Raw genomic sequence first — 24,154 nt, forward strand, 5'->3', positions numbered from 1 at the left:
TCAGAACGTCGCAAACCGCGCTTCAGAACAATTTTTGCTAAAACGCTTGATCAGCCTCGCTTTTCGCGCTAGCTTCAGTGTGATCAAACGCTTTAGCAGAAATGGACATCAACGCCGATGAGCTACCCAGTTTTTTTCCAGCCCGCGGACGCATGGGTTGGCGACCTCATCCCCTTCCAAAAAGACGGGGAGTTCTGGCTCTTCTACCTTCACGAGGTCCGCACCGAGCCGAAGCCCGGCACGGCCTGGAATCTGGTAACCACCAAGGACCTCACCCAGTTCCAGGACCATGGCGTTGCCCTTCCCCACGGAACCACGGAGGACCTGGACTTCAACTGCTACACCGGAAGCATCGTTGCTGACGAGTCAGGCATCCACCACCTGTTCTATACGGGGCAGAATCCGGGCAACCTCGGCACGGACGGACTGCCGCTGCAGCTGGTCATGCATGCCACCAGCACGGACGGCATGGGCACCTGGGCCAAGCACCCCGAGCTTACGTTCGGCGCGCCGGACGGGCTCGAGTCCGCGGACTGGCGGGATCCCTTCGTCTTCCGTGACGAGGCAGCCGGCCTGTGGCGGATGCTCCTGGCGGCCCGGCACTCCGACGGCCCCGAACGCCGCCGCGGCGTCATCGCCCAGTGCGTCTCCACGGACCTGATGACCTGGGAGCACACCGAACCTTTCTGGGATCCCCGCAGGTACGTCACCCATGAATGCCCTGACGTGTTCGAGTGGGGCGGCTGGTGGTACATGGTCTACTCCGAGTTTTCCGAGACCTTCACCACCCGGTACCGGATGGCCAAGGGGCCCACGGGACCGTGGACCGTCCCGGACCTGGACAGCATCGACGGGCGTGCGTTCTACGCTTCCAAGACGGCGGAGCGGGACGGCCGGCGGTTCTTCTTCGGCTGGATTGCCAGCAAGGAAGGCAATTCCGACGACGGCGCCTGGCAGTGGGCGGGCACCATGTCCGTCCTGGAGGCACGGCAGAACCCCGACGGGACGTTGGCGTTCGGCCTGGCCGACGAGCTGGTGGACAGCTTTTGGGACGGGGTCCCGCTTGAGCTGGAGAGCCCGCTGCCCATCCGGCTGGACGTACCGGACTCTTACAGCGCCGCCGTCGCAGCGAACGATCTGCCCACGCAGTTCTATGCAAGGACGGTGCTGGACATCCAGGCCGGCACCACCGAATGCGGGCTGCTGCTGCGCGCCAGCCCGGACGGTGACCACTCCTACGTCCTCCGCCTCGAACCGAAGCGCGGGCGCCTGGTGTTCGACCGGTGGCCCAGGGCCATCACCGGAGAAGCCCAATGGCATGTCTCGGGCGACGTTCCCTACGCCATCGAGCTGGAACGCCCCTGCGACCTTTCGCCCGGCAGCCACACGCTGGAAGTGGTGGTAGACGGCGACCTGTGCGTCGCCGTCGTGGACCGCCAGGTTGCCCTCAGCACCCGCATCTACGACCTCCCCGCCGGCGGAATAGGCGTGTTCGCCGGCGAGGGCACCGTAACCGTCACAGAGTTCGAAGTACGCAAGCGCACCGACAACTGAATATCACCCAACCCATCCGTTCCAATCAAGGGAGATTGACCCAATGAAGAAAATGCTCCGCGCTGCCGCAGCAGCAGCCGTTACCGCCCTGGCGCTCACCGCCTGTGGCGGCGCAAGCTCCACCGATCCCTCCAACGTCAGCCCCACCGGCGAGATCAAGGCCCGCGAAATCTCGTGGCTGCTGTCCCGTCCTGCCGACGGCGCGGTCATCAACATCATGAAGAAGCTCGCCGAGGACTATGCCAAGGACCACCCGGGCTTTGAGCTCAACCTGATTACCACCCCGGACCGGCCCTCCTACATCCAGAAGCTCGAGACCCTGGCGGCAGCCAACAAGCTGCCCGAACTGTTTGACACGGACGCCACGCCTTTCGCCCAGCAGCTGGCCAAGCAGGGCAAAATGATGGACGCCGAGCAGCTGCTGGAATCGCTGGACATCTACGACAACTACCGTCCTGGCGCCCTGGACTACCAGCGCTTCGACGACGGGTCCCTCTACATGATCCCTTTCCAGTTCGAGCTGGAATTCATCTGGTACAACAAGGCACTGCTGGAGAAGGCCGGAGTGACGGTACCAACATCCCTCGATGACATCCCGGCCATGTGCACCGCCCTGCGCAGCGCAGGCATCACCCCCATTGCCATCGATGGCCAGGACCAGTGGCCGCTGGAGCGTTACATCGCCTACCAGCCCTTCCGCGAAGCGGGCCCCGAGTTCGTTCAGAAACTGAAGAAGGGCGAAGCGAAGTTCAGCGATCCCGCCGGCCAGAAGACCGTGAACTGGATGGCGGAACTGGGCAAGGCCAAGTGCTTCCAGGACGGCTTCTCCGCCCAGGGCTACTCGGACGCGCAAAACCAGTTCACCTCCGGACAGGCCGCCATGTACAACATCGGCACGTGGGAACTGCCCAGCCTGGCCACGGACAAGCTGGACCCGGCCGTCCGCAACGACATCGACTTCTTCACCCTCCCCACCACCGCAGGGTCCGTGACGGGAGCCAACGAGTTCGTGTCCCCGTCCGGCATCGGCATGGCAGTGAACGCCAAGACCTACGATCCCCTGGTGAGCGACTTCCTCAAGTTCGCCCTGGAAAAGTACCCAGCTGAATATGCCGCCACCGGGGCACTGTCCCCCACCACCGACGTCGAAACCGTTGTTCCGGCCAACGCCACGCCGCTGTACCAGAAGGCCCTGGACCAGGCCAGCAGCCTCGGTTCCAAGCAGGCCATGCCGTGGGACACCCAGCTGGATCCGACCACCAACGGCAGGCTTCAGCAGGAGCTGGTGTTGCTGGTGCAGGGCAACATCACGCCTGAGCAGTTCACCGAAACCATGGACAAGACCATCGCGCAGAACGCCCCGAAGTTCTTCAAGTAAGCACTGCTTCTTCAGCCAGCCACTGCTTCTTAACGTAACCAACGCGGCGGGGGATCCCAGCGCTCCCCCGCCCGCAAGGCCCCGAAAGGCCCCGCCATGCAACCCAACAGGATGCTGCCCAACAGGTCACGGACCTCGGTCCTGGTCTTCCTGCTTCCGCCGCTGCTCCTCTACGGCGCAGCAGTCCTCTTTCCCATCCTCCAGTCCCTGTTCCTGAGCTTCTTTTCCTGGAACGGCATCAGCGACATGGAGTTCGTGGGCCTGGACAACTACGTCCGGATGTTCGTTGCCGACGATATCTTCTGGCGGGCGTTCCTGAACGCCCTCATCTACCTGGCCATCTGCCTGGTCCTGCAGCTCGGCGGCGCCCTGGTGGTGGCCAGCCTCCTGACCTCGCTCCGCCGCGGACGCGAGCTGATCAAGACCCTCTACCTGCTACCGGCCGTCATCTCCACCGTGGCCATCGCCTTCCTCTTCGTGCGGATCTACTCCCTGGAACCCGTGGGCCTGCTCAACCAGCTTTTCCACTGGGTAGGCCTCGGCAGCCTGGAACGGCCCTGGCTCTCGGACGTCAACACGGTCCTGGCAGCAGTGTCCGCACCGGAGGGCTGGCGTTTCACCGGCCTGTACATGCTCATCATCTACGCGGCCCTGCTCGCGGTGCCCAAGGAGCTTGAGGAAGCCGCCGTCCTGGACGGCGCTTCGCGGTGGACACTGTTCACCAAGATCCGCTTCCCCTACATCCGTCCGGTATGGATCACCACCACCATCATGGCCACCACCTACGGGCTGCGCGGCTTCGACATCCCCTACCTGATGACCAACGGCGGTCCGGGGCAGTCCTCGGAACTGCTCACCACCTACATGTACAAGACGGCGTTCACCAGCACGGACTTCGGCTACGCCAGCACCATCTCCGTGTTCATCGTGGTTGAGTGCCTCGTCGCCGTCGGCCTCATCCTGTTCCTGCTGAAGCGGAAGGCAGACTCATGATCACCCAGGCAGCCCCACCCACCCCGCCCGCCGCCGTCGTACGTTCACGGCCTCCCGGAAAGCGCCGCCGGCGCAGGCCGGACCTGTTCCGGACGCTGTCCCGCGTGCTGATCATGCTGATCGTGATCGTGCAGGTGTACCCGCTGGCGTGGCTGTTCCTGACCAGCCTCCGCACCGAACAGGACTTCGCCACCGGCGATCCCTTCGCCCTGCCCAGCTCCCTGACATGGGAGAACTATGCACGGGCCTTTGAAACAGGGGACCTGGGACGGAACATCCTCAACAGCTTCATCGTCACTATGGGGGCGAACATCCTGATCGTCCTGCTGGGCATGATGGCCGCCTACGCCATCCAGGTGCTGGGGTTCCGGCTCAGCAAGCTGGTCCGCGGGCTGTTCCTGATCGGCATCATCGTCCCGGTGCAAATCGCCCTGGTCCCGCTGTTCATCGACTATTCGGCAGTGAATTTGCTGGATACGTACCTGTCCATGATCATCCCGCTGGCCGGGTTCTCGCTGCCCATGGCCATCTACCTGTTCTGCTCGTTCTACGAGTACATCCCCAAGGAAACGTACGAGGCAGCGTCCCTGGACGGCGCCGGCCCGTACCGGATCTTCGGCCTGATCACCATGCCGCTGTCCCTGAACACCGTGGTGACCGTGGTGCTGGTCAACAGCATCTTCATCTGGAACGACTTCATCTTCGCCAACACGTTCGTCCTGTCCGAGGACCTGAAGACCATTCCGCTGGGGCTGCAGAACTACATTGGCGCCATGGGCAAGGTGGACTGGACGGCAACGTTCGCCGCCGTATGCGTGACCATCACCCCGCTGCTGCTGGTGTTCCTGGTGCTCAACAAGGCCATGATCCAGGGACTCGAAAGCGGGGCGACCAAGGGATGACGGCAACGGCGGATGGATATACTCCTCAAGGAGGGCAGATGAGTTCAATGGAGAATGGTGCGGAGGCGCCGGTCCCTGGCGCCCGGGCGCCGAAAACCCCGGAGCGCGCGCACCCCGTTACCCTCCGGGACGTGGCAGAAGCGGCCGGTGTTTCCACGGCAACAGTGTCCCTGGTGGTTAACAAGAAAAAGGCCGCCCGGATCGCCGAGGAAACCCGCCGGCGGGTGCAGGACGCCATCCGAACCCTGGGTTACCGGCCCAACGCGATGGCCAAGACCCTGGTCAGCGGCACGTCCAGGTTCATCGGGCTGGTGGCCGACGGCGTTGCCACCACGCCCTTTGCCGGCCAGATCATCCACGGCGCGCAGGACGAGGCGTGGAAGCACGGGTACGCCCTCCTCATCGCCAACACGGAGGGCAACAACGAACTCGAGCAGGACGCCATCCAGATGATGCTCGAATACAAAGTCCGCGGCATCCTCTACTCCACGTGGTTCCACCGCCAGACGGACATTCCGGCGCCGCTCCGCGAAGCCGACTTCGTCCTGGTCAACTGCTTCTCCAATGAACCGGGAACCCGGGCCGTGGTGCCCGACGAGGTCCAGGGTGGCCGCTCAGCCACGGACATCCTGCTGGGGCACGGGCACCGGAAGATCGCCTTCATCAACGCCACCATTCCGGCGCCGGCCAAGGACGGGCGGCTCCAGGGGTACCGGGAAGCATTGGAAAAGGCTGGTGTTCCGTTCGATCCGGAGCTGGTGCTGGAAGCATATCCGGACCAGGAAGGCGGCTACCGGGCCACCTCCGATCTCCTTACGCGCGGCGTTACCGCGGTGTACTGCTACAACGACCGGATGGCTATGGGCCTCTACGACGGCCTGCGCGAGCACGGCCTGTCCATCCCCGACGACATGGCCGTGGTGGGGTTCGACAACCAGGAAGTCATTGCCGCCCACCTGCGGCCCCCGCTGTCCACCGTGTCCCTCCCCCATTACGAACTGGGCGCGGCGGGTGTGCGGATGCTGCTCGGGCTTGACGGGGCGCCCGGAACCGGCACGGGCGGGGTTGCGAAAATCCACTGCCCAGCGGTGGAACGGACCTCGGTGAAGGCCCAGGCGCGGGCCTGACCTGGATAAAAGTACGACGGCGGGTGGTCATGCCGGTGCGCTGATCACCCGGTTCCGCCCCGCGAGCACACCCGTCACGGCAAGGACCGCCATGATGCCCGCGGTGACCAGGAGCGGAAGCGTCCAGTCTCCGCTCAGATCGCGAAGCGCACCGAACATCACCGGCCCCACAGCAGCCAGGCCGTAGCCCACCGACTGCGCCATGCCGGACAATGATGCCGCCTGCGGATAGTTCACGGTCCGGAGGCTGAACAGGGACAGGGCAATGACAATGAGGCTGCCGCACCCGATCGCCCCCAGGAGGACCCACAGCAGGATAAGGTCCGGTGCGAGCGCCAGGCCCAGGAACGTCACAACCATCACCGCGCCGCTGGCGAAGGAAACGAGCCGCTGGTCCGACCCGCGGTGAAGGATGCCCCCTGCCAGCAGGCTGGCGAAAACGCTGACCAGCAGGAAAACGGACAGGTGGATGCCGGCGGTAGTCGCCGGGACCCCGCGGCTCTGTTCGATGGTCGGCAGCCACGCCATCAGGACGTAGAAGGCGATCGACTGCAGCCCCATGAAAATGGTCACCTGCCAGCCCAAAGCCGAGGTCCAAGGCGACTGGTGGGAGGCTTCCGGCGTGGCGGCATTCATGGTACCGGAGCTGTGCCGGCGCAGCCAGGGCAGGAGCACCGCCATGGCGATGAGGGCAAGTCCCACCCAGATACCGAGGGCAAGCCGCCATCCCGCGGTGGAAGTCTGGGCAACGGGTACGACGACGGCGGCCCCCATGGCGGCAAAGGCGGCCTGGGTGGCGGTGTAGCTTCCGGTGAGCTTGCTGACCTTCGTGGGAAAATCCCGTTTGACCAGCGAAGGGACCAGGACGTTGAGGAACGCGATTGCGAGGCCTATGAGTGCTGTGCCCACCCAGATGAAGCCGGGAACAGGCAGGGAGCGGAGCACAATGCCCGAAGCCAGGATCAGCAGCGACATCCACAGCGCACGGTCCAGGCCCAGGCGGGTCGCGAAGCCGGGCGCCAGGGGTGAAAAGACGGCGAAAGCAATGAGCGGAAGGCCCGTCAGGAACCCCGCCGCAGCGCTGGACAAACCAAGGTCGGAGCTGATGTTCGCGAGGACGGGTCCCACGCTGACAAAGGACACCCGAAGGTTGACTGCAATGAGCAGAACGCCGATGAAGGCGAAGCCGAACCTGACAGTGCGGTCCTGTGCGTTCCGGGTGGCAGCGGGCATCGTTGCGTTCTTCCATCCTTTTCAGTGCGAGAGGGTTCCGGTTTGGGCGCCGTTAAGTGCGAGAGGATCCCGGTTGAGGCGGCGTTAAGTGAGAGAGCGTCGCAGGGGGTTACAGCACCTTGCGGATGGTTTCCTCGAAGCTGGTGACGTGGTGCAGGGCCAGTTCGGCTGCCTTGTCGGCGTCGCCGTCGGCCACTGCTTTAAGCAGGTCCACATGCTCGGTGATGTGGCCGCTGACTGACGGCACCTTGTCCAGCACCACGCACCAGATGCGGGTGGCCAGGTTGTCGTAACGGATCAGGGTGCTTTCCAGGTGCGGGTTGGCAGCGGCCTTATAGATCAGCCGGTGCACCATGAGGTCGTAGCGCATGAGTTCGCGCGATTCGGCCTGGCCCGGCCCCAGTTCCGCGATGGCCTCCGCCACCCGCAGGAGTTCGCGGCGCATGCTCTCACTGGCCCGCTTGGCTGCCCGGCGTGCGGCCAGCGGCTCCAGCAGTTCGCGGATCTCCGAAACATCCGCCAGTTCGGTGAAGTCCACATTCGTGGCGAAGGTCCCGCGGCGCGGATAGGAAACGGCGAGGTGGTCCACTTCCAGGCGTTTGATGGCCTCCCGCACGGGGGTGCGCCCGAACCCAAGCTCGGCCGCGAGCTGGCCCTCGTTAATGGGCTCCCCTGGACGGATTTCCAGCATGATCAGCTTGTCCCGCAGCTGCCGGTAGGCGGCCTCCGCCTGGGATGGCGCCTCGTCCTCAGTCTGAGGCAGGGCAAGAAGTGCATTCACAGTGCCGCTCCGTTCTCCGTGCTGACTCTTCCATGCAGTGACCACGCCTCCAACCGGAAGTCCTGTGCCACTTTCATGCAGCTATTGACTCTGCTGTGATCCCAATCATACCATTGAGCTCACACTGATATATCAGTTAGACAGCAAGTGGTATTTCAAAGGAGCACCCGTGGTTGAGCAGTTGAACGAGCGACTCTCGGTAGTCGATCCCGAGGTCCAGCAGGCCATCGCCAGTGAGCTGGGCCGCCAGCAGTCCACGCTGGAAATGATCGCCTCCGAGAATTTCGCCCCGTCCGCCGTCATGGAGGCACAGGGCTCGGTCCTCACCAACAAGTACGCCGAGGGCTACCCGGGCAAGCGCTACTACGGCGGCTGCGAACACGTGGATGTTGTGGAGCAGTTGGCCATCGACCGGGTCAAAGCCCTGTTCGGCGCCGAATTCGCCAACGTCCAGCCGCACTCCGGTGCACAGGCCAACGCCGCCGCCATGTTCGCCCTGCTGAACCCGGGCGACACCATCATGGGCCTGAGCCTGGCCCATGGCGGCCACCTGACCCACGGCATGAAGATAAACTTCTCCGGCAAGCTCTACAACGTGGTCCCGTACCACGTCAGCGAATCCGACCTCCGCATCGATATGGCCGAGGTTGAGGCCCTTGCCCTGGAGCACCGCCCAAAGCTGATCGTTGCCGGCTGGTCCGCCTACTCCCGCCAGCTGGACTTCGCCGAGTTCCGCCGCATCGCCGACCTCGTTGGCGCCTACCTGATGGTGGACATGGCCCACTTCGCCGGACTGGTTGCCGCCGGCCTGCACCCGAACCCGGTGCCGTACGCCGACGTCGTCACCACCACCACCCATAAGACCCTCGGCGGCCCCCGCGGCGGCGTCATCCTGGCCAAGGAGCAGTACGGCAAGAAGATCAACAGCGCCGTGTTCCCCGGCCAGCAGGGCGGCCCGCTGGAGCACGTGATCGCTGCAAAGGCCGTGGCCTTCAAGCTCGCCGCATCCCCCGAATTCAAGGAACGCCAGGAACGCGTCCTTCAAGGATCCAAGCTCCTCGCCGAACGGCTCCTCCAGGACGACGTTGCCGCGGCCGGAATCTCCGTGGTCAACGGCGGCACCGACGTCCACCTGGTCCTCGTGGACCTCCGCAATTCCGAGCTGGACGGACAGCAGGCCGAAGACGCCCTGCACCGCATCGGCATCACCGTCAACCGCAACGCGGTCCCCTTCGACCCCCGCCCGCCGATGGTGTCCTCCGGCCTCCGGATCGGCACGCCGGCCCTCGCCACGCGCGGCTTCGGCGCCGAGGAATTTACGGAGGTCGCAGACATTATTGCGACGGCGCTCATCGCCTCGGCAGGCAGCGTCGCCTCTGGGACCAAGTCCCTGGGCGACAGCACCGCCGTCGAACTCCGCGCCCGCGTCACCGCCCTGGCGGAAAAGTTCCCCCTCTACCCCCACCTTTCCCAGAACGACGGCGGCACGGACGTTGCAGCCTTCGAAGCAGACCTGATTGGAGCGGCCCAGTGAGCGCAGACCTCCTCCCCGAGCACCCCGACTTCCTCTGGCGCAACCCGGAGCCCAAGTCCTCCTACGACGCCGTGATTGTGGGCGGCGGCGGGCACGGCCTGGCCACCGCCTACTTCCTGGCCAAGAACCACGGCATGACCAACATCGCCGTCCTGGAAAAGGGCTGGCTGGCGGGCGGCAACATGGCCCGGAACACCACCATCATCCGCTCCAACTACCTCTGGGACGAGAGCGCGGCCATCTACGAGCACGCCCTCAAGCTCTGGGAGATCCTGCCCGAGGAGCTCGAGTATGACTTCCTCTTCAGCCAGCGCGGCGTCATGAACCTTGCCCACACTCTGGGCGACGTCCGTGAAAGCATGCGGCGCGTGGGGGCCAACAAGCTCAACGGCGTGGACGCGGAGTGGCTGGACCCCAAGCAGGTCAAGGAACTCTGCCCCATCCTGAACATCAGCGACAACATCCGCTACCCCGTCATGGGCGCCACCTACCAGCCCCGTGCAGGCATCGCCAAGCACGACCACGTTGCCTGGGCCTTCGCCCGCAAGTGCGACGAGATGGGCGTGGACATCATCCAGAACTGCGAAGTCACCGGCTTCGTCAAGGACGGCAACCGCGTGGTGGGCGTCAAGACCAACCGCGGCACCATCAACACCGAAAAGGTGGGCCTGGCCGCCGCCGGGCACAGCTCGGTCCTGGCCGAGATGGCCGGGTTCCGGCTCCCCATCCAGTCCCACCCCCTGCAGGCGCTGGTCTCCGAACTGCACGAGCCGGTCCACCCCACGGTGGTCATGTCCAACCACGTGCACGTCTATGTCTCCCAGGCGCACAAGGGCGAACTGGTCATGGGCGCCGGCGTGGACTCCTACAACGGCTACGGCCAGCGCGGCTCCTTCCACGTAATCGAGCACCAGATGGCCGCCGCCGTCGAGCTCTTCCCCATCTTCGCCCGGGCCCACGTCCTCCGGACCTGGGGCGGGATCGTGGACACCACGCTGGATGCCTCCCCGATCGTGGGCAACACCCCGGTGGAGAACATGTTCGTGAACTGCGGCTGGGGCACCGGCGGCTTCAAGGCCACTCCGGCGGCCGGCATGACCTTCGCGCACAACATCGCCACCGGCACCCCGCACAGGCTTAACAAGCCGTTTGCGCTGGAGCGCTTCGAAACCGGCGCGCTGATCGACGAACACGGCGCCGCCGCCGTGGCCCACTAGCCGCCAGCGAACACTGCACTTTAGAAAGAAGACGCACATGCTGCTCATCTCCTGCCCCAACTGCGGCTCCCGCGACGAGACCGAGTTCCACTACGGCGGCCAGGCCCACGTGCCCTACCCGGAAAACCCCAACGAGCTGACCGACCGCCAGTGGGCCGAGTACCTGTTCTACCGCGACAACACCAAGGGCGCCTTCGCCGAGCGCTGGCTCCACAGCACCGGCTGCCGCCAGTGGTTCAACATGCTCCGCGACACCGTCACCTACGAGATCCAGGCCATCTACCCGATGGGCACGCCCCGCCCGGACGCCGCCGGCAAGGTGACCGCCGAAACCGGCACCGCCAGCCTTGCCGCTGACAGCACCACCACCGGGACCGCGGCCCCGAGCACATCCGGAACGAGCATTTCGGGCACCAGCCTCCCCGCACCAAGTACCAACGCCGGCACCACCGCCCCGGAAGGAGCAACCAAGTGACTTCCCAGAACGCCCGCCTCGCTTCCGGCGGCCGCATCGACCGCACCATTTCCTGGCGTTTCACCGTGGACGGCGAGGAATTCACCGGCCACCCCGGCGATACCCTCGCCTCGGCCCTGATCGCCAACGGCCGCATCAACGCCGGCAACTCGCTCTACGAGGACCGGCCCCGCGGCATCATGTCAGCCGGCGTGGAGGAATCCAACGCGATGGTGAAGATCGCTGCGCGGTTCCCGGGCGACGTCGCGGAGTCCATGCTCCCTGCCACCACCGTCACCCTGGTGGACGGCCTGAAGGCGGAACTGCTCAGCGGCCTGGGCAAGCTGGACCCGGAGGAGGACCGCGCCGAGTACGACAAGAAGTACGTCCACACCGACGTCCTGGTGGTCGGCGGCGGCCCCGCCGGCCTGGCCGCGGCCCGCGAAGCCGTCCGCACCGGAGCCCGCGTGATGCTCCTGGACGACCAGCCCGAACTGGGCGGGTCCCTCCTGTCCGGATCCACGGCACCCGGACTGGCCGAGACCATCGAAGGCAAGCCCGCCCTCGAATGGGTAGCTGACGTTGAAGCCGAGCTCGTCTCAGGCGCCGAATCCACCGTCCTGAACCGCACCACGGCCTTCGGCGCCTACGACGCCAACTACGTCATCGCGGTCCAGAACCGCACCGACCACCTGTCCTCCCCCGCCGCCTCCGGAGTATCCCGGCAGCGTATTTGGCACATCCGTGCCAACCAGGTGGTACTGGCTCCCGGCGCCCACGAACGCCCACTGGTGTTCGAAAACAACGACCGCCCCGGCATCATGCTCGCCTCCGCCGTCCGCAGCTACCTGAACCGCTACGGCGCGGCCGCCGGGCAGCGCGTGGTCATCGGCACCACCAATGACAGCGCCTACGCCGTGGCCGCGGACCTGCGCGCCGCCGGCGTCAAGGTCGCCGCCGTGGTGGACGCCCGTCCGCAGCTCACCGCGGTGGCTGCTGCCGCCGTCGAGGCCGGCACCCGGGTGCTGATCGGCAGTGCCGTTGCCAACACGTCTTCAGAATCGGCAGACGGCCGCCTGGACGGCGTCACCGTCCGCAGCATTAACGACGACGGCGAGCTCACCTCGGGCATCGAGCAGATCGCCTGCGACCTGCTGGCTGTTTCCGGCGGCTGGAGCCCGCTGGTGCACCTGCACTCGCAGCGGCAGGGCAAGCTGCGCTGGGACGAGGAGCTGGCCGCTTTCGTGCCGAGCACCGTGGTTCCCAACCAGCAGACCATCGGCTCCGGCCGCGGCAGCTTCGAGCTGGCCGACTGCCTGGCCGAGGGCATCTCCGCCGGAGCTTCTGCCGCGATCGCGGCTGGCTTTGCATCCGCCGTCGAACCTTCACCGCTCACCGAGCCGAAGGCCTCCGCCCCCACCCGCCAGCTGTGGCTGGTCCCCGGCGAGCAGGGCACCCCGGACGACTGGCACCAGCACTACGTGGACTTCCAGCGCGACCAGTCCGTGGCTGACGTGCTGCGCTCCACCGGAGCCGGCATGCGCTCAGTGGAGCACATCAAGCGCTACACCTCCATTAGCACCGCCAACGACCAGGGCAAGACCTCCGGCGTCAACGCGATCGGCGTCATCGCCGCCGCACTGCGGACGGCCGGCGAAGCCTCCCGCGGCATCGGCGACATCGGCACCACCACCTACCGCGCACCCTTCACCCCCGTGGCCTTCGCGGCACTTGCCGGACGCCAGCGCGGCGAGCTGTTCGACCCCGCCCGCAAGACGTCCATCCACCCGTGGCACGTCGAAAAGGGCGCACTGTTCGAGGACGTGGGGCAGTGGAAGCGGCCCTGGTACTACCCGCAGGCCGGGGAGGACATGGACGCCGCCGTCCTGCGTGAGTGCGCGGCAGTCCGCGAGTCCGTGGGCTTTATGGACGCCACCACCCTGGGCAAGATCGAAATCCGGGGCAAGGATGCCGGCGAGTTCCTCAACCGGATCTACACCAACGCGTTCAAGAAGCTCGCCCCGGGTTCCGCCCGCTACGGCGTGATGTGCATGGCGGACGGCATGATCTTCGACGACGGCGTAACCCTGCGCCTCGACGACGACACCTACTTCATGACCACCACCACCGGCGGCGCCGCGAAGGTGCTGGACTGGCTGGAGGAATGGCTGCAGACCGAATGGCCGGAGCTGGACGTGCACTGCACCTCGGTGACAGAACAGTGGAGCACCATCGCCGTCGTCGGGCCCAAATCCCGTGCGGTCCTGGCGAAGGTGGCACCGGAACTGGCCGCCAACGGCGGGCTGGAAGCCGAGGCCTTCCCGTTCATGACCTTCCGCGAAACCACCCTCGCCTCAGGCGTCCGGGCCCGGATCTGCCGGATTTCGTTCTCCGGTGAGCTGGCCTACGAGATCAACGTGCCTTCCTGGTACGGGCTGAACACCTGGGAGGCCGTGGCAGCCGCCGGCGCCGAATTCAACATCACCCCGTACGGCACCGAGACCATGCACGTGCTCCGCGCCGAGAAGGGCTACCCGATCGTCGGCCAGGACACGGACGGCACCGTCACCCCGCAGGATGCCGGCATGGAATGGATCGTCTCCAAGGCCAAGGACTTCATCGGCAAGCGCTCCTACTCACGGGCCGACGGCCAGCGTGAGGACCGCAAGCACCTGGTGAGCGTGCTGCCCGTGGACGGGACGCTGCGGCTGCCGGAAGGCACCCAGCTCGTGGAAAAGGGCCGCTCCACCAACCCCGCCTACGGCCCGGTCCCGATGGAAGGCTTCGTCACCTCCAGCTACCACAGCGCGGCGCTCGGCAGGTCCTTTGGCCTGGCCCTGATCAAGAACGGCCGCAACCGCATCGGCGAAACCCTGGTGGCTGCCGCCGGCGATCAGCTGGTGGACGTCGTTGTCGCCGAAACCGTACTTTTTGACCCCGAAGGGACCCGCAAAGATGGCTGAAACAGCAGCACCCGCAACCTCCTACGAGAAGAACCTCTCACTCCGTGTCAGCCCCGCCGCCCAGCTCCGCGCAGATTTTGAAACCGGTTCCGTCCGGGGCGTGGTGGAAATCAGCGAAGTGGCCTTCCTGACTATGGTGGGCCTCCGAGTCGACCGGGACAGCGACGCCGGACAGCGCATCGCCGGCGTGACCGGCGGACTGCCGTCCGTCTGCGGCGGCGTGGCCGGCAGCGGTGAAACGTCCGTACTGTGGCTCGGGCCTGAAGAGTTCCTGGTGGTGGCCCCGAGGGAAGCCCACGAGTCCCTGGGCGGCGACCTGCTCCAGGCTCTCCGTGAAGCCCTGGGTGACGGCGCCGGCCAGGTGGTGGACCTTTCCGCCAACCGCACCACCTTCGAGCTCACCGGGCCGCGCTCAAGGGCCGTCCTGGAAAAGGGCTGCTCACTGGACCTGCACCCGCGTGTCCTGAAGGCCGGAACGGCACTGTCCACCGAAATCGGCAACATCCCCGTGGTGCTCTGGAAAACCGGCGAGGAGAGCTTCCGGCTCTTCCCCCGCGCGTCGTTCGCGGATTTCCTGGGCCGCTGGCTCCTCGATGCAATGCGCGAGTACGCCTCGCCTGAGGTCCCCTAAATGGCCCTCAGCGTCCTGGACCTGTTCTCCGTTGGCATCGGGCCGTCGTCGTCACACACGGTCGGCCCGATGCGGGCAGCGAAGCTGTTCGCCGACGGGCTCAAGGGCGACGGACACCTGAGCTCCACCCGGCGCGTGCAGGCCGAGCTGTTCGGCTCCCTCGGCGCCACCGGCCGGGGCCACGGCTCGGACAAGGCCGTGGTCCTGGGCCTCAAGGGGCTGGACCCCGAAACCGTGGACACCTTCACGGCCGATGACCAGGTGGCCGCCGCGGCCCTGAACGCCGAACTCTGGATCGGCGGGGACCACCGGGTGGACTTCAACTGGGACGAGGACGTGCTGCTGCACCGCCGCAAGTCCCTTCCGGCCCACCCGAACGGCATGACCTTCCGCGCCCTGGACCACACCGGAGCAGTCCTCAGCGAACGGAGCTTCTATTCGATTGGGGGCGGCTTCGTTGTTGACGGGGACGCCGACGCCGGCGACAGGGTGGTGGCGGACTCCACCGTCCTGCCCTACCCGTTCAGCACAGCCGACGAGCTCCTGGAGATCTGCGCGCGCGAGGGCATGTCCATCTCCGACGTGATGCTCGCCAATGAACTGACCTGGCGGACTGAAGCCGAACTCCGGGAGAAGCTGCTGGGGCTCTGGGCGGTCATGCGCGAATGCGTGGACAACGGCTGTGCCGCGGAAGGCATCCTTCCCGGCGGGCTCAACGTCCGCCGCCGCGCGCCGTCGTTGTTCCAGACCCTGACCGCGGACACCGGCGTGACCGATCCGCTCCGGGCGATGGAATGGGTGAACCTGTTCGCGCTGGCCGTGAACGAGGAGAACGCCGCCGGAGGGCGCATCGTCACCGCCCCCACCAACGGCGCGGCGGGCATCGTTCCCGCGGTGCTGCACTACTACGTGAAGTTTGTGCCCGGCGCCAACGACGACGGTGTGGTCCGCTTCCTGCTGGCCGCGGCCGCCGTCGGAATCCTGTTCAAGATCAACGCCTCCATCTCCGGGGCCGAGGTGGGCTGCCAGGGCGAAGTGGGTTCCGCCTGCTCCATGGCCGCCGCCGGGCTCTGCGAGGTGCTGGGCGGCACGCCCGCCCAGGTGGAAAACGCCGCCGAGGTGGGCATTGAACACAACCTGGGCCTGACGTGCGATCCCGTGGGCGGGCTGGTGCAGATCCCCTGCATCGAGCGCAACGCCATCGCCAGCGTGAAGGCCATCAACGCCGCCCGCCTTGCCCTGCACGGCGACGGCAGCCACAAGGTGTCCCTGGACAAAGCCATCAAGACGATGCGCGAGACGGGTGCCGACATGAAAACCAAGTACAAGGAAACGTCCCGAGGGGGCCTTGCCGTGAATGTGATCGAGTGCTGAACCATGACTGCTACTGACATTGAAACTTCCGTACCGCAGCCGGTGACCACCGTGGAGCACGTCCTGACGCTGGACTGTTCTGAATCGCCCGGGATTGTCCATGCCGTTTCCGGCTTCCTGCTGGAGCACGGCTGCGACATCATCGACAACCAGCAGTTCGGCGAGCGCAGCGAAGGGCACTTCTTCATGCGGGTGCATTTCGCGTCCGACGGCGATGCCTCCACCGCGGACACGCTGCGGGGCGCGTTTGGTCCCGTTGCGGAGCGTTTTGGGATGCGCTGGCGTCTGGAGCCGCACGGCTCGAAGCGGCGGGTGCTGATCATGGTGTCCAAGTTCGGGCACTGCCTCAACGACCTGCTGTTCCGGGCGCGCATTGGCGAGCTGCCGGTGGACGTGGTCGCCGTGGTCTCCAACCACACGGACCACCAGGCCCTGGTGGAGTGGCACGGCATCCCGTTCTTTCACGTGCCGGTCACCGCTGACACCAAACCTGCCGCGGAGGCGCGGCTGCTGGAGCTGGTGGATGAGTTCGACGTGGAGCTCGTGGTGCTGGCCCGGTACATGCAGGTGCTCAGCGACAACCTGACCCGCAAGCTGGACGGGAAGGCGATCAACATCCACCACTCGTTCCTGCCCAGTTTCAAGGGCGCCAAGCCGTACCACCAGGCGTACGCGCGCGGGGTCAAGACCGTGGGCGCCACCGCGCACTACGTCAACAGCGAGCTGGACGAGGGCCCGATCATCTCCCAGCAGACCGTGGAGGTGGACCACACCTACGGGCCCGAGGACCTGGTGGCCGCCGGGCGCGACACCGAGTGCAAGGCCCTGTCCAACGCGGTGCGCTGGCACTGCGAGGGCCGGGTCATCCTGCAGGGCAACCGCACGGTGGTCCTCCGCTAGCCCCACCCCCACCCGACGCTCTCTCACTTGATGTCGGTTTTGGCCGGACGCTCTCTCACTAGATGCGGGTTTTCCTGTGACGCTCCTTCAGTTGATGCGGGTTTCCTGTGGCGCTCCCTCACTTCCGGTGAGGGAGCGCCACGGCCTTAAGCGCCGCCGTCGTCATGTCACAAAGAGGCCTCTGACGCTCAGGCCCCGCTGGCGAACCCCGACGCCTGGGGGTGGTCAAGCCAACCGTTCCGGAGCGCTCTTTTGATATGTCCCACAGCTCGGCGAAAGTCGTCAGCGTGATCGTCTTTGTCGAAGACAAGGACCGTCCAGCCGGCCGATTCAAAGGCCTTATCCCGCCGCCTGTCGCTGAAAATCTGTGCCTCATCGAGGTGATGCCCGCCGTCGTACTGGATCGCAAGGCGGCGATGACGGTAGCCGAGATCGGCCGACGGCGACCGCGCGTCGCCGGCGCGCAACGGCACCTGGAGTTCCGGCTCGGGTAAGCCGGCGCTGGCAATAGCCAGCCGAAGCAGCGTTTCCGGCGCGGAGTCGGCGCCCACACGCATCAAGTCCAGCGCTTCACGGGCCCTGACGATGCCTTGGAGATTCGGATGCCGGGCTACAAGTGCGCGAAGGCCTGCCAGGGTGTCGTAGGGCTCCGTCCTTCCCTCAAAATCCACGCGCGGGATGCGGATGAGCTCGTCACCCATGCTCACCAGATCATCCAGCGGCAGGTCCCGTGCCAAATCGAGCCAGGTCCGGGACCGCGTGCTCAGGCGGATGCCATCGACCAGTTCAACCTCATCTTCACGGGCCAGAACGGTATGCCCGAAGATGCCCTTGCGGCGGACCGCCGGCAACGCACGCGGCTTGCTGAGGTGCAACTCCGTGGAGTCAGCCAGCCACGGTGGCAGCAGTTGGCTCCGAAGCCGGGCCGCGGTCACATGTGAGATCCACGCCCCCGGGGACACGGCGGACAACGCCCTGGCCGCGCCTTCCAGCTCGAAGTTCCAGCCCGCCGGGCGGTACAGGCCGCGGCCCACGTTGACTACGTCCTTGCGCCGGAGCCGGTCCACCGTGACGCCGGAGGCCCTGGCGGACACGAAGGTGAAGGGAGCCGCTGCCAAGGGTAGGGGCAAAGAATCCTGCTTTTGCATGCTGGCATTGTGCCCCGAGACAGCGGTCGGCCGCAGAAGTTATCCACAGGTGCCGGTGAGCTAACGGACGGGTGAGAGAGGATCGGCCGGAAGCCCGCATCGAGTGAGAGAGGATCGGCCGGAAGCCCGCATCGAGTGAGAGAGGATCGGCCCAAAACCCGCATCAAATGGGAGAGGATCGCCAAAAAAGGGGCGTCAAGTGAGAGAGCGTCCTATTCGGAGTGCAGGGCGGCGAGGCGGGTGGCCAGGTGCAGTGCAGCCAGGCGGCCGGTACTGCGGGGGTCGCCGCCGCAGAGGGAGAAGATCCGCTGCAGCCGCTGGTGCATGGACTGCCGCTCCAGATGCAGCTCCCGCGCAGCCTGTGCGGTGTTGCAACCGGAGTCCAGCCATACCCGCAGCGTCTCAGCCAGCTGCGAGCGGCGTTGCTTGTCGTAATCGAGCACGGACCCCAGCTGCTGGCGCACGAAATCCTCGCGCCTGGCGGCGTCCAGGGAATGGAATGCCATCCGTTCCACCGCAAACGCCTCGGCGTCGAGCGCCCCCGTCAGGCGTGCCCCGGAGGAGCGCAGCTCGTCGCCGGCTCCCACATCCAGCGTCAGCCGCGCCTCTGCCAGCGACCACGGTGCTGCCGAAATCCCGGAAGCCACGGGACCTACCGCGCTGATACTGCCCTCGGGCAATTCGAGCGTCCGGAGCCCGGCCAGGATCTCGCTGCGGTCCTCCTGCGCTTTACCCGTCCGCAACGCGGCGAGGGCCAACAGCTCCTGGTTGTCCGCATAGCTGGCACTGTGCCGGCCCACCCGGTCCAGCAGCTGCTCCACTGTTGTACGGAGCTGCCGCGAACCAGGGGAACGGATCACAACTGCCACCAGCTGCGCAGTCGGGGGAATGCCCGCAGCCGGTGCGAGCTGCTGAAGCCGCCAGTTTTGCGTGCCGGAGTCAACGGCGCGGATCAGTGCGGCCCCGGCCATCTCCTTCAGGCCGGGCGGCATCCGCTGCAGCAGGGCCAGCGCCAGAATGTCCACCGAGCGGTTCCCGGCAATCCTTGCCAGGTTCACATCTCCTCCCGCCAAAGTGTGGAGGCTCAAACGCGCGGAAGGTATGCCGCGCACGGAGACGTCAATATGGGTGGTGCGTGCACGGTCCTGGTCGGCGTCCACGGCCGGCACCGGTCCGGCATCCGCGGCGTGGCCGGCAGGCAGTGCGCTTGCCAAGGGCGCGCCCGCGTTGGAAGTCAGGACAACTTCGGCGCCCACCGCCTCAGCAAGGACGGCCAGGATCCGGTCAAGGCTGCCGCCGTGGGCCAGCTCAACCGCCATGGCATGGCTTGCCCGGTCAGCCTGCTGCAGGTGCGCAGCCGACTCGCTCACCAGCAACGAATTGATGGCTTCCATGACGCCCACGAAGGGCACCACTTTGCGCAGCTCTATCAAGGGAAGCCCGGCAGCTTCGGCGGCTCCCACCATGGAGGACGGAATGGACGGCAGGGCCACGCCCGTCTCGATGGCCAGCGCAGCAACCCCACGTTCGGCCAGCTCCCAGATGTAGCCGATACGCCGCTTATCCGTCGCCGCGGCCAGCGCCTGGCCGCCGGTGAGCAGCAGCTCACCTCCGCCAAGTAACGGGGCGATGTCCAAGACCTCACTGGAGTGGATCCAGCGCAGCTGCGTCTGGGCCGCAATGGCAGCAGCCGCGCGGATTACTGGATCCGCGGGTGTGAGGGTGGAATGTTTCAAAACATCCTGCAGCCGTATTGGCATGACACTCCGTCGCATAGAAGGCAAATCTTCACGACACATTGTATGTGGTGGTTGTGGCATGAGCCACATAATCTGGATCTATCCCTTTCACTTATGGAGGCTTTCCCCATGCAAGACAACCTCTCCACGAAGCAGTCAGGGCCGGCAATGGCGCCGGCCGAGGACTGCGAGGCCTGGCTCCAGCCCATTCCCGAGTCACAGCGCACGCACAAAGTTTCCGGCCAATTCTGGATCTGGGCCGGCGCCAACCTGGCCCCCATCAACTGGGTGCTCGGCGCCCTCGGAATCCACCTGGGGCTTGGTTTCGCGGACACCGTCACCGTCCTGGTCCTGGGCAACCTGATCGGCATGCTGCTCTTTGGCTGCTTCGTCCTGCTGGGCCAGAAGACGGGCGCCACCGGCATGGTCCTGGCCCGGGCCGCCTTCGGCCGGCGGGGCAACTACCTCCCCGCGAGCATCCAGGCCCTCCTGGTGATCGGCTGGTGCGCCGTCAACACATGGATCATCCTGGACCTGGTGATGGCACTGTTCGGAACGCTCGGCTGGGTGGATCCCACGGCGCAGAACTACGCCTGGAAGATTGCTGTGGCTACAGGAATCATGGCCACCCAAGTGGCCATCGCCTGGTTCGGCTACAAGGCAATCGCCGCCTTCGAAAAGTGGACTGTCCCGCCCACCATCATCATCCTGGCCGTCATGTCCGCCGTTGCCTGGTTCGGCATGAAGATCGACTGGACCTACGCCGGCCCCGCAGGCAACATCCTGGAAGGCTCCGAGCGGATCGCGGCCATGAGCGCGGTGATGACCGCCATCGGCATCGGCTGGGGCATCACGTGGTTCACGTACGCCGCCGACTACTCCCGCTTCGTCAGCACGGAAGTTCCCAAGAAGAAGGTCTACCTGGCGTCCGTCCTGGGCCAGTTCATTCCGGTGGTCTGGCTTGGCGTCCTGGGTGCCAGCCTGGCCACCAACAGCGGCGAGATCGACCCCGGAAAGCTCATCGTCCAGAACTTCGGCGTCCTGGCGCTGCCCGTCCTGCTGATGGTGCTGCACGGCCCCATCGCCACCAACATCCTGAACATCTACACCTTCTCCGTGGCCACACAGTCACTGGACATCACTATCAGCCGCCGCAAGCTGAACCTGTTCGTCGGCGTCTTCTCGCTGATCGCCGTCGTCTTCTTCATCTTCCAGGAGGACTTCGCGGCGGTCCTGGACGCCTGGCTCATCGGCCTGGTGGCCTGGGTGGCCGCCTGGGGCGGCGTCATGCTGGTTCATTACTTCTGGATTGAGAAGCGCTGGCCCGGCAACCCCGCACGGCTGTTCGACGGCGTCGGCACCAAGCGGCTGCCCGGCGTCAACTGGGCGGGAGTCACCTCCCTCCTGGTAGGCATCTTCGCCACCTGGCTGTTTATGTACGGCCTCGTTCCCGCCATGCAGGGCCCCTTCGCCGTGGCCATGGGCGGCCTGGACCTGTCCTGGCTGGCCGGCGGGCTGGCGAGCGCCACGAGCTACGCCATCCTGGGCCCGAGGGTACACCGCAAGTACCTCGAATCCGCCCCGTCAGCCAGCGCCCAGCCCGCCCCGGCGCTGGCCGGAATCCCTGCCCGGCCCAGCGCCCAGGCCGGCCTCTAAACCTAGGAACACCTGCCATGACCTTTGAAGCATTCCCGGACTCCGCCCACCCGATCACCTGGCCCGAGGGCAAGCAGGCAGCAGCCTCCTTCACCTTCGACGTCGACGCCGAATCCTGCACCATCGCCCACGATCCCAAGAGCACCAGCCGGATGTCCCTGATGACCCACCAGTCCTACGGGCCCAAGGTCGCAGTCCCCCGGCTGCTGCAGATCCTCCAGCGGCAGGACATCCGCGCCACGTTCTTCATCCCCGGCTTTACGGCCGAGTGCTATCCGGACACCGTCCGGCGCATCGTGGACGCGGGGCACGAGGTGGCGCACCACGGCTACCTGCACGAGCCGATGCAGGGTATCGACGCCGAGACGGAGGCACGCTACATTGACCGCGGCCTGGAGGCGCTGGCCAAGATGGCCGGGGTTGAGCCTGTTGGCTACCGGGCGCCGTGGTGGGAACTGAACTGGCACTCCCCAGCCCTCCTGGCGGACCGCGGCTTCCTCTACGATTCAAGCCTGCTCGACGGCGATGCCCCCTACCGCTTCAGCGTCGCCCCGGGTGATTCCAGGGACATTGTGGAGATCCCGGTGGACTGGGCGCTGGACGACTGGGAACAGTACGCGTTCTACCCCGGCGTCACCGGCAGCGGCGTCATCGAAAGCCCGGCGAAGGTCCTGGAGATGTGGACGCTCGAGGCCGAGGCACACCACGCGCAGGGCAGCTGCTTCGTCCTCACCAACCATCCGTTCATCTCCGGCCGGCCCTCCAAGGCCGTGGCTTTGGAGCGTCTGATTGAGCGGGTCAAGGGGATGGACGGCATGTGGGTGGCCACCATGGAGGAGATCGCGGAGCACACCCGCCGGACGGTTCAGGAAGTCCACACCCACGCCCGCATCCAGGTGCCCTCCTTCCCGGACACCGGGGCGAAGTTCACGCCGTCGGTGGTGCGGGAGTCGCGGCCCGCCGTCGCCGGCTGACAGGAATCGGCTGGAAGCAGGAGTGGTGCTGTCCCGTGAGGACAGCACCACTCCTGCTTTTAAGGAAGCCCGGTCAATCGCGGTTACTTGCGTAGCGCCGCCTTCAGTTCGCATTGGGCAGCTGGCCCAAAGAATGAATCATCTAGCTTTTAGGTTGAGATTGCCGTGATCCGGTGAATCCGGCCTGACCTGCGTGGATATGGTGGCAGGCATGGAAGCATTCTTGAAATACACGCGGCGTTGGGGTCCACTCGCGGCGGCCGTGATCTTCTTTTCATTATGGTGCGTGGCCGAGGCTGGCCGCATGGGCGACTCCTGGCTGACGTGGTCAGGGCGATGGCCACTGGTGCTGATGACATTGGCTGTCGCCACTGCTTCCTGGAAGCCATTAGTGTCCCTCGGGTTCACCGCGGCGCTACTGTCCGGACAGTTAGGCTTTGCCTTGCCCCCAATGGCTTCCAATCATTGGGCCATCTACCTGGGCTCCTTTATCGCGCTGGGCTTCATCCTGTGGACCGCCGAACCACGAATGCGGTACATGGCAGCGGGTGCAAACCTGGTCTTCGTAGCCCTCATGACCGTTCTCATGCTCTCGTGGAGATACGGTGGGGGCGTCGGCTGGTTCGCGCCCATCAATGTCGGTGACCAGCCAATGTTCATGAGATACGGCTGGCAGTTGTTCGCGCTGCTCCTCCTGATCGCGGCAGCCTGCGCAGCCGCCGGCCTTCTACTCGCCCTCTATCAGGAACGTGGCAGCCTGTTCCGGGCACGAGAGTTGGCCCAAAGCAGCCTGAAGGAGACGGAAATAGACCTAATTGTCGAACAGGAGCGCACACGCATCGCTCGGGACCTTCACGATGTCCTCGCGCATTCTCTTGCAGTTATCGCCGCGCAAGCCGACGGGACCCGCTATCTGAGCAAGGACCAGCCCAAGGCCGTGCTCAGCGCCTTGGACACCATCGCCCGGTCGGCCCGAAGCGCGCTCGTAGACGCGCAGCGTGTCATCGAGGGTGTCCACGACGACGGGATGGTTACGCCTCAGCCCCGGCTAAGCGACATCCTGCCCTTAATTGACGGCATGCAACGAGGCAATAATCTGAAGATCCACACCAGCGAATCTGGGATGCCTGTGACACTCTCAGCGGGTCAGGAGGTGGCCGCATTCCGCATCGTCCAGGAATGCCTGACTAATGCCCTCAAACACGGCGGCCGCGGCACGGACGTGCGTCTCCACTTTGACTGGACTGGACCCGGCCTCGCGCTGCATGTGGCCTCGACGATATCTAAGGCCGGGAAGTCCGCCCCCAATCCGGGGCCGCCCCGGCTCGGCCGCGGACTTCCCGGCATGCGCGAACGCGCGCATCTCGCCGGCGGCTGGCTGACGGCCGGCCCGGACGGAGAACACTTCCGGGTGACGGTCTTCATTCCGTACGGCGCCCCGGAGGCTGGGTCCGGCAACGACGCCCAGCACCCTGCAGCCACAACCCCGCTCACTGACATCGCAAGTTCGGAACCCGCACTTGTGCTCACCCGGACAAGCCTCGAACGCCAGTCAACGTCTGATCCAGGTGTAGACGGTCGTGGCTGATACCGGGT

General features: G+C 65.8%; 19 protein-coding genes. 15 read left to right on the forward strand and 4 right to left on the reverse strand.

The window, feature by feature from the left end; all coding sequences use genetic code 11:
• The first annotated feature begins 117 nt into the window (after positions 1-117).
• From WHH00_RS17770 to WHH00_RS17790, 5 genes are all read left to right on the forward strand, one after another.
• A complete protein-coding gene (locus tag WHH00_RS17770) occupies positions 118-1,554 on the forward strand; it encodes a family 43 glycosylhydrolase (protein ID WP_406634869.1) in 1,437 nt (478 codons plus the stop codon).
• A 43-nt stretch (positions 1,555-1,597) separates the two neighbouring features.
• On the forward strand, positions 1,598-2,932 hold the full coding sequence (locus WHH00_RS17775; protein ID WP_406634871.1) for an ABC transporter substrate-binding protein: 1,335 nt from the start codon (positions 1,598-1,600) through the stop codon (positions 2,930-2,932).
• Positions 2,933-3,043: 111 nt separating this feature from the next.
• A complete protein-coding gene (locus WHH00_RS17780; protein ID WP_231457669.1) occupies positions 3,044-3,925 on the forward strand; it encodes a carbohydrate ABC transporter permease in 882 nt (293 codons plus the stop codon).
• Entirely contained in the window at positions 3,922-4,827 is a 906-nt protein-coding gene (locus WHH00_RS17785; RefSeq protein ID WP_406634873.1) for a carbohydrate ABC transporter permease, read from the forward strand. The genes WHH00_RS17780 and WHH00_RS17785 overlap by 4 nt, the downstream gene beginning before the upstream one ends.
• A 38-nt stretch (positions 4,828-4,865) precedes the next feature.
• Entirely contained in the window at positions 4,866-5,954 is a 1,089-nt protein-coding gene (locus tag WHH00_RS17790) for a LacI family DNA-binding transcriptional regulator (protein WP_406634874.1), read from the forward strand.
• Between the two features lie 27 nt (positions 5,955-5,981).
• Here the strand turns inward: WHH00_RS17790 and WHH00_RS17795 are convergent, their stop codons facing one another.
• Together WHH00_RS17795 and WHH00_RS17800 are read right to left on the reverse strand one after the other, a co-directional pair.
• Positions 5,982-7,187 carry an MFS transporter gene (locus tag WHH00_RS17795; protein ID WP_406634876.1) on the reverse strand — a complete coding sequence of 402 codons (1,206 nt, stop codon included), beginning with the start codon at positions 7,185-7,187 and terminating at the stop codon, positions 5,982-5,984.
• 109 nt (positions 7,188-7,296) lie between these two features.
• Complete coding sequence (locus tag WHH00_RS17800) at positions 7,297-7,968, reverse strand: GntR family transcriptional regulator (protein WP_350001455.1); 672 nt, start codon at positions 7,966-7,968, stop codon at positions 7,297-7,299.
• Positions 7,969-8,137: 169 nt separating this feature from the next.
• On the opposite strand from WHH00_RS17800, the gene glyA reads away from it, so the two are divergent.
• Genes glyA through purU form a run of 7 tightly spaced genes read left to right on the forward strand, consistent with a single transcriptional unit; the run spans position 8,138 to position 17,041 of the window.
• Positions 8,138-9,502: a serine hydroxymethyltransferase gene (gene glyA, locus WHH00_RS17805; protein WP_406634878.1), complete on the forward strand. Its 1,365-nt coding sequence runs from the start codon at positions 8,138-8,140 to the stop codon at positions 9,500-9,502.
• Positions 9,499-10,719 carry a sarcosine oxidase subunit beta family protein gene (locus tag WHH00_RS17810; RefSeq protein ID WP_231457663.1) on the forward strand — a complete coding sequence of 407 codons (1,221 nt, stop codon included), beginning with the start codon at positions 9,499-9,501 and terminating at the stop codon, positions 10,717-10,719. The genes glyA and WHH00_RS17810 overlap by 4 nt, the downstream gene beginning before the upstream one ends.
• A gap of 37 nt (positions 10,720-10,756) precedes the next feature.
• On the forward strand, positions 10,757-11,194 hold the full coding sequence (locus WHH00_RS17815; protein ID WP_350001459.1) for a sarcosine oxidase subunit delta: 438 nt from the start codon (positions 10,757-10,759) through the stop codon (positions 11,192-11,194).
• Positions 11,191-14,136 (forward strand): sarcosine oxidase subunit alpha family protein, encoded by a 2,946-nt coding sequence (locus tag WHH00_RS17820; protein WP_406634881.1) that lies wholly within the window; start codon positions 11,191-11,193, stop codon positions 14,134-14,136. Before WHH00_RS17815 ends, WHH00_RS17820 begins: the two co-directional genes overlap by 4 nt.
• The gene (locus tag WHH00_RS17825; protein ID WP_406634883.1) at positions 14,129-14,767 is read left to right on the forward strand and encodes a sarcosine oxidase subunit gamma; all 639 of its coding nucleotides are present in this window, start codon (positions 14,129-14,131) and stop codon (positions 14,765-14,767) included. The genes WHH00_RS17820 and WHH00_RS17825 overlap by 8 nt, the downstream gene beginning before the upstream one ends.
• A complete protein-coding gene (locus tag WHH00_RS17830; RefSeq protein WP_406634885.1) occupies positions 14,768-16,141 on the forward strand; it encodes an L-serine ammonia-lyase in 1,374 nt (457 codons plus the stop codon). It begins immediately after the preceding gene.
• A 3-nt stretch (positions 16,142-16,144) separates the two neighbouring features.
• Positions 16,145-17,041 carry a formyltetrahydrofolate deformylase gene (purU, locus tag WHH00_RS17835; RefSeq protein WP_406634887.1) on the forward strand — a complete coding sequence of 299 codons (897 nt, stop codon included), beginning with the start codon at positions 16,145-16,147 and terminating at the stop codon, positions 17,039-17,041.
• 188 nt (positions 17,042-17,229) lie between these two features.
• Here the strand turns inward: purU and WHH00_RS17840 are convergent, their stop codons facing one another.
• On the reverse strand, positions 17,230-18,189 hold the full coding sequence (locus WHH00_RS17840) for an endonuclease domain-containing protein (protein WP_406634889.1): 960 nt from the start codon (positions 18,187-18,189) through the stop codon (positions 17,230-17,232).
• 212 nt (positions 18,190-18,401) lie between these two features.
• On the reverse strand, positions 18,402-19,949 hold the full coding sequence (locus WHH00_RS17845) for a PucR family transcriptional regulator ligand-binding domain-containing protein (protein ID WP_406634891.1): 1,548 nt from the start codon (positions 19,947-19,949) through the stop codon (positions 18,402-18,404).
• 108 nt (positions 19,950-20,057) lie between these two features.
• On the opposite strand from WHH00_RS17845, the gene WHH00_RS17850 reads away from it, so the two are divergent.
• From WHH00_RS17850 to WHH00_RS17860, 3 genes are all read left to right on the forward strand, one after another.
• Positions 20,058-21,584 carry a purine-cytosine permease family protein gene (locus tag WHH00_RS17850; RefSeq protein ID WP_406634893.1) on the forward strand — a complete coding sequence of 509 codons (1,527 nt, stop codon included), beginning with the start codon at positions 20,058-20,060 and terminating at the stop codon, positions 21,582-21,584.
• Between the two features lie 17 nt (positions 21,585-21,601).
• The gene (locus WHH00_RS17855) at positions 21,602-22,558 is read left to right on the forward strand and encodes a polysaccharide deacetylase family protein (protein WP_406634895.1); all 957 of its coding nucleotides are present in this window, start codon (positions 21,602-21,604) and stop codon (positions 22,556-22,558) included.
• 211 nt (positions 22,559-22,769) lie between these two features.
• Positions 22,770-24,146: a sensor histidine kinase gene (locus WHH00_RS17860; RefSeq protein WP_406634897.1), complete on the forward strand. Its 1,377-nt coding sequence runs from the start codon at positions 22,770-22,772 to the stop codon at positions 24,144-24,146.
• Positions 24,147-24,154 lie beyond the last annotated feature (8 nt).

This window comes from Pseudarthrobacter quantipunctorum (genome assembly GCF_045291495.1).
GTDB lineage: Bacteria > Actinomycetota > Actinomycetes > Actinomycetales > Micrococcaceae > Arthrobacter > Arthrobacter quantipunctorum.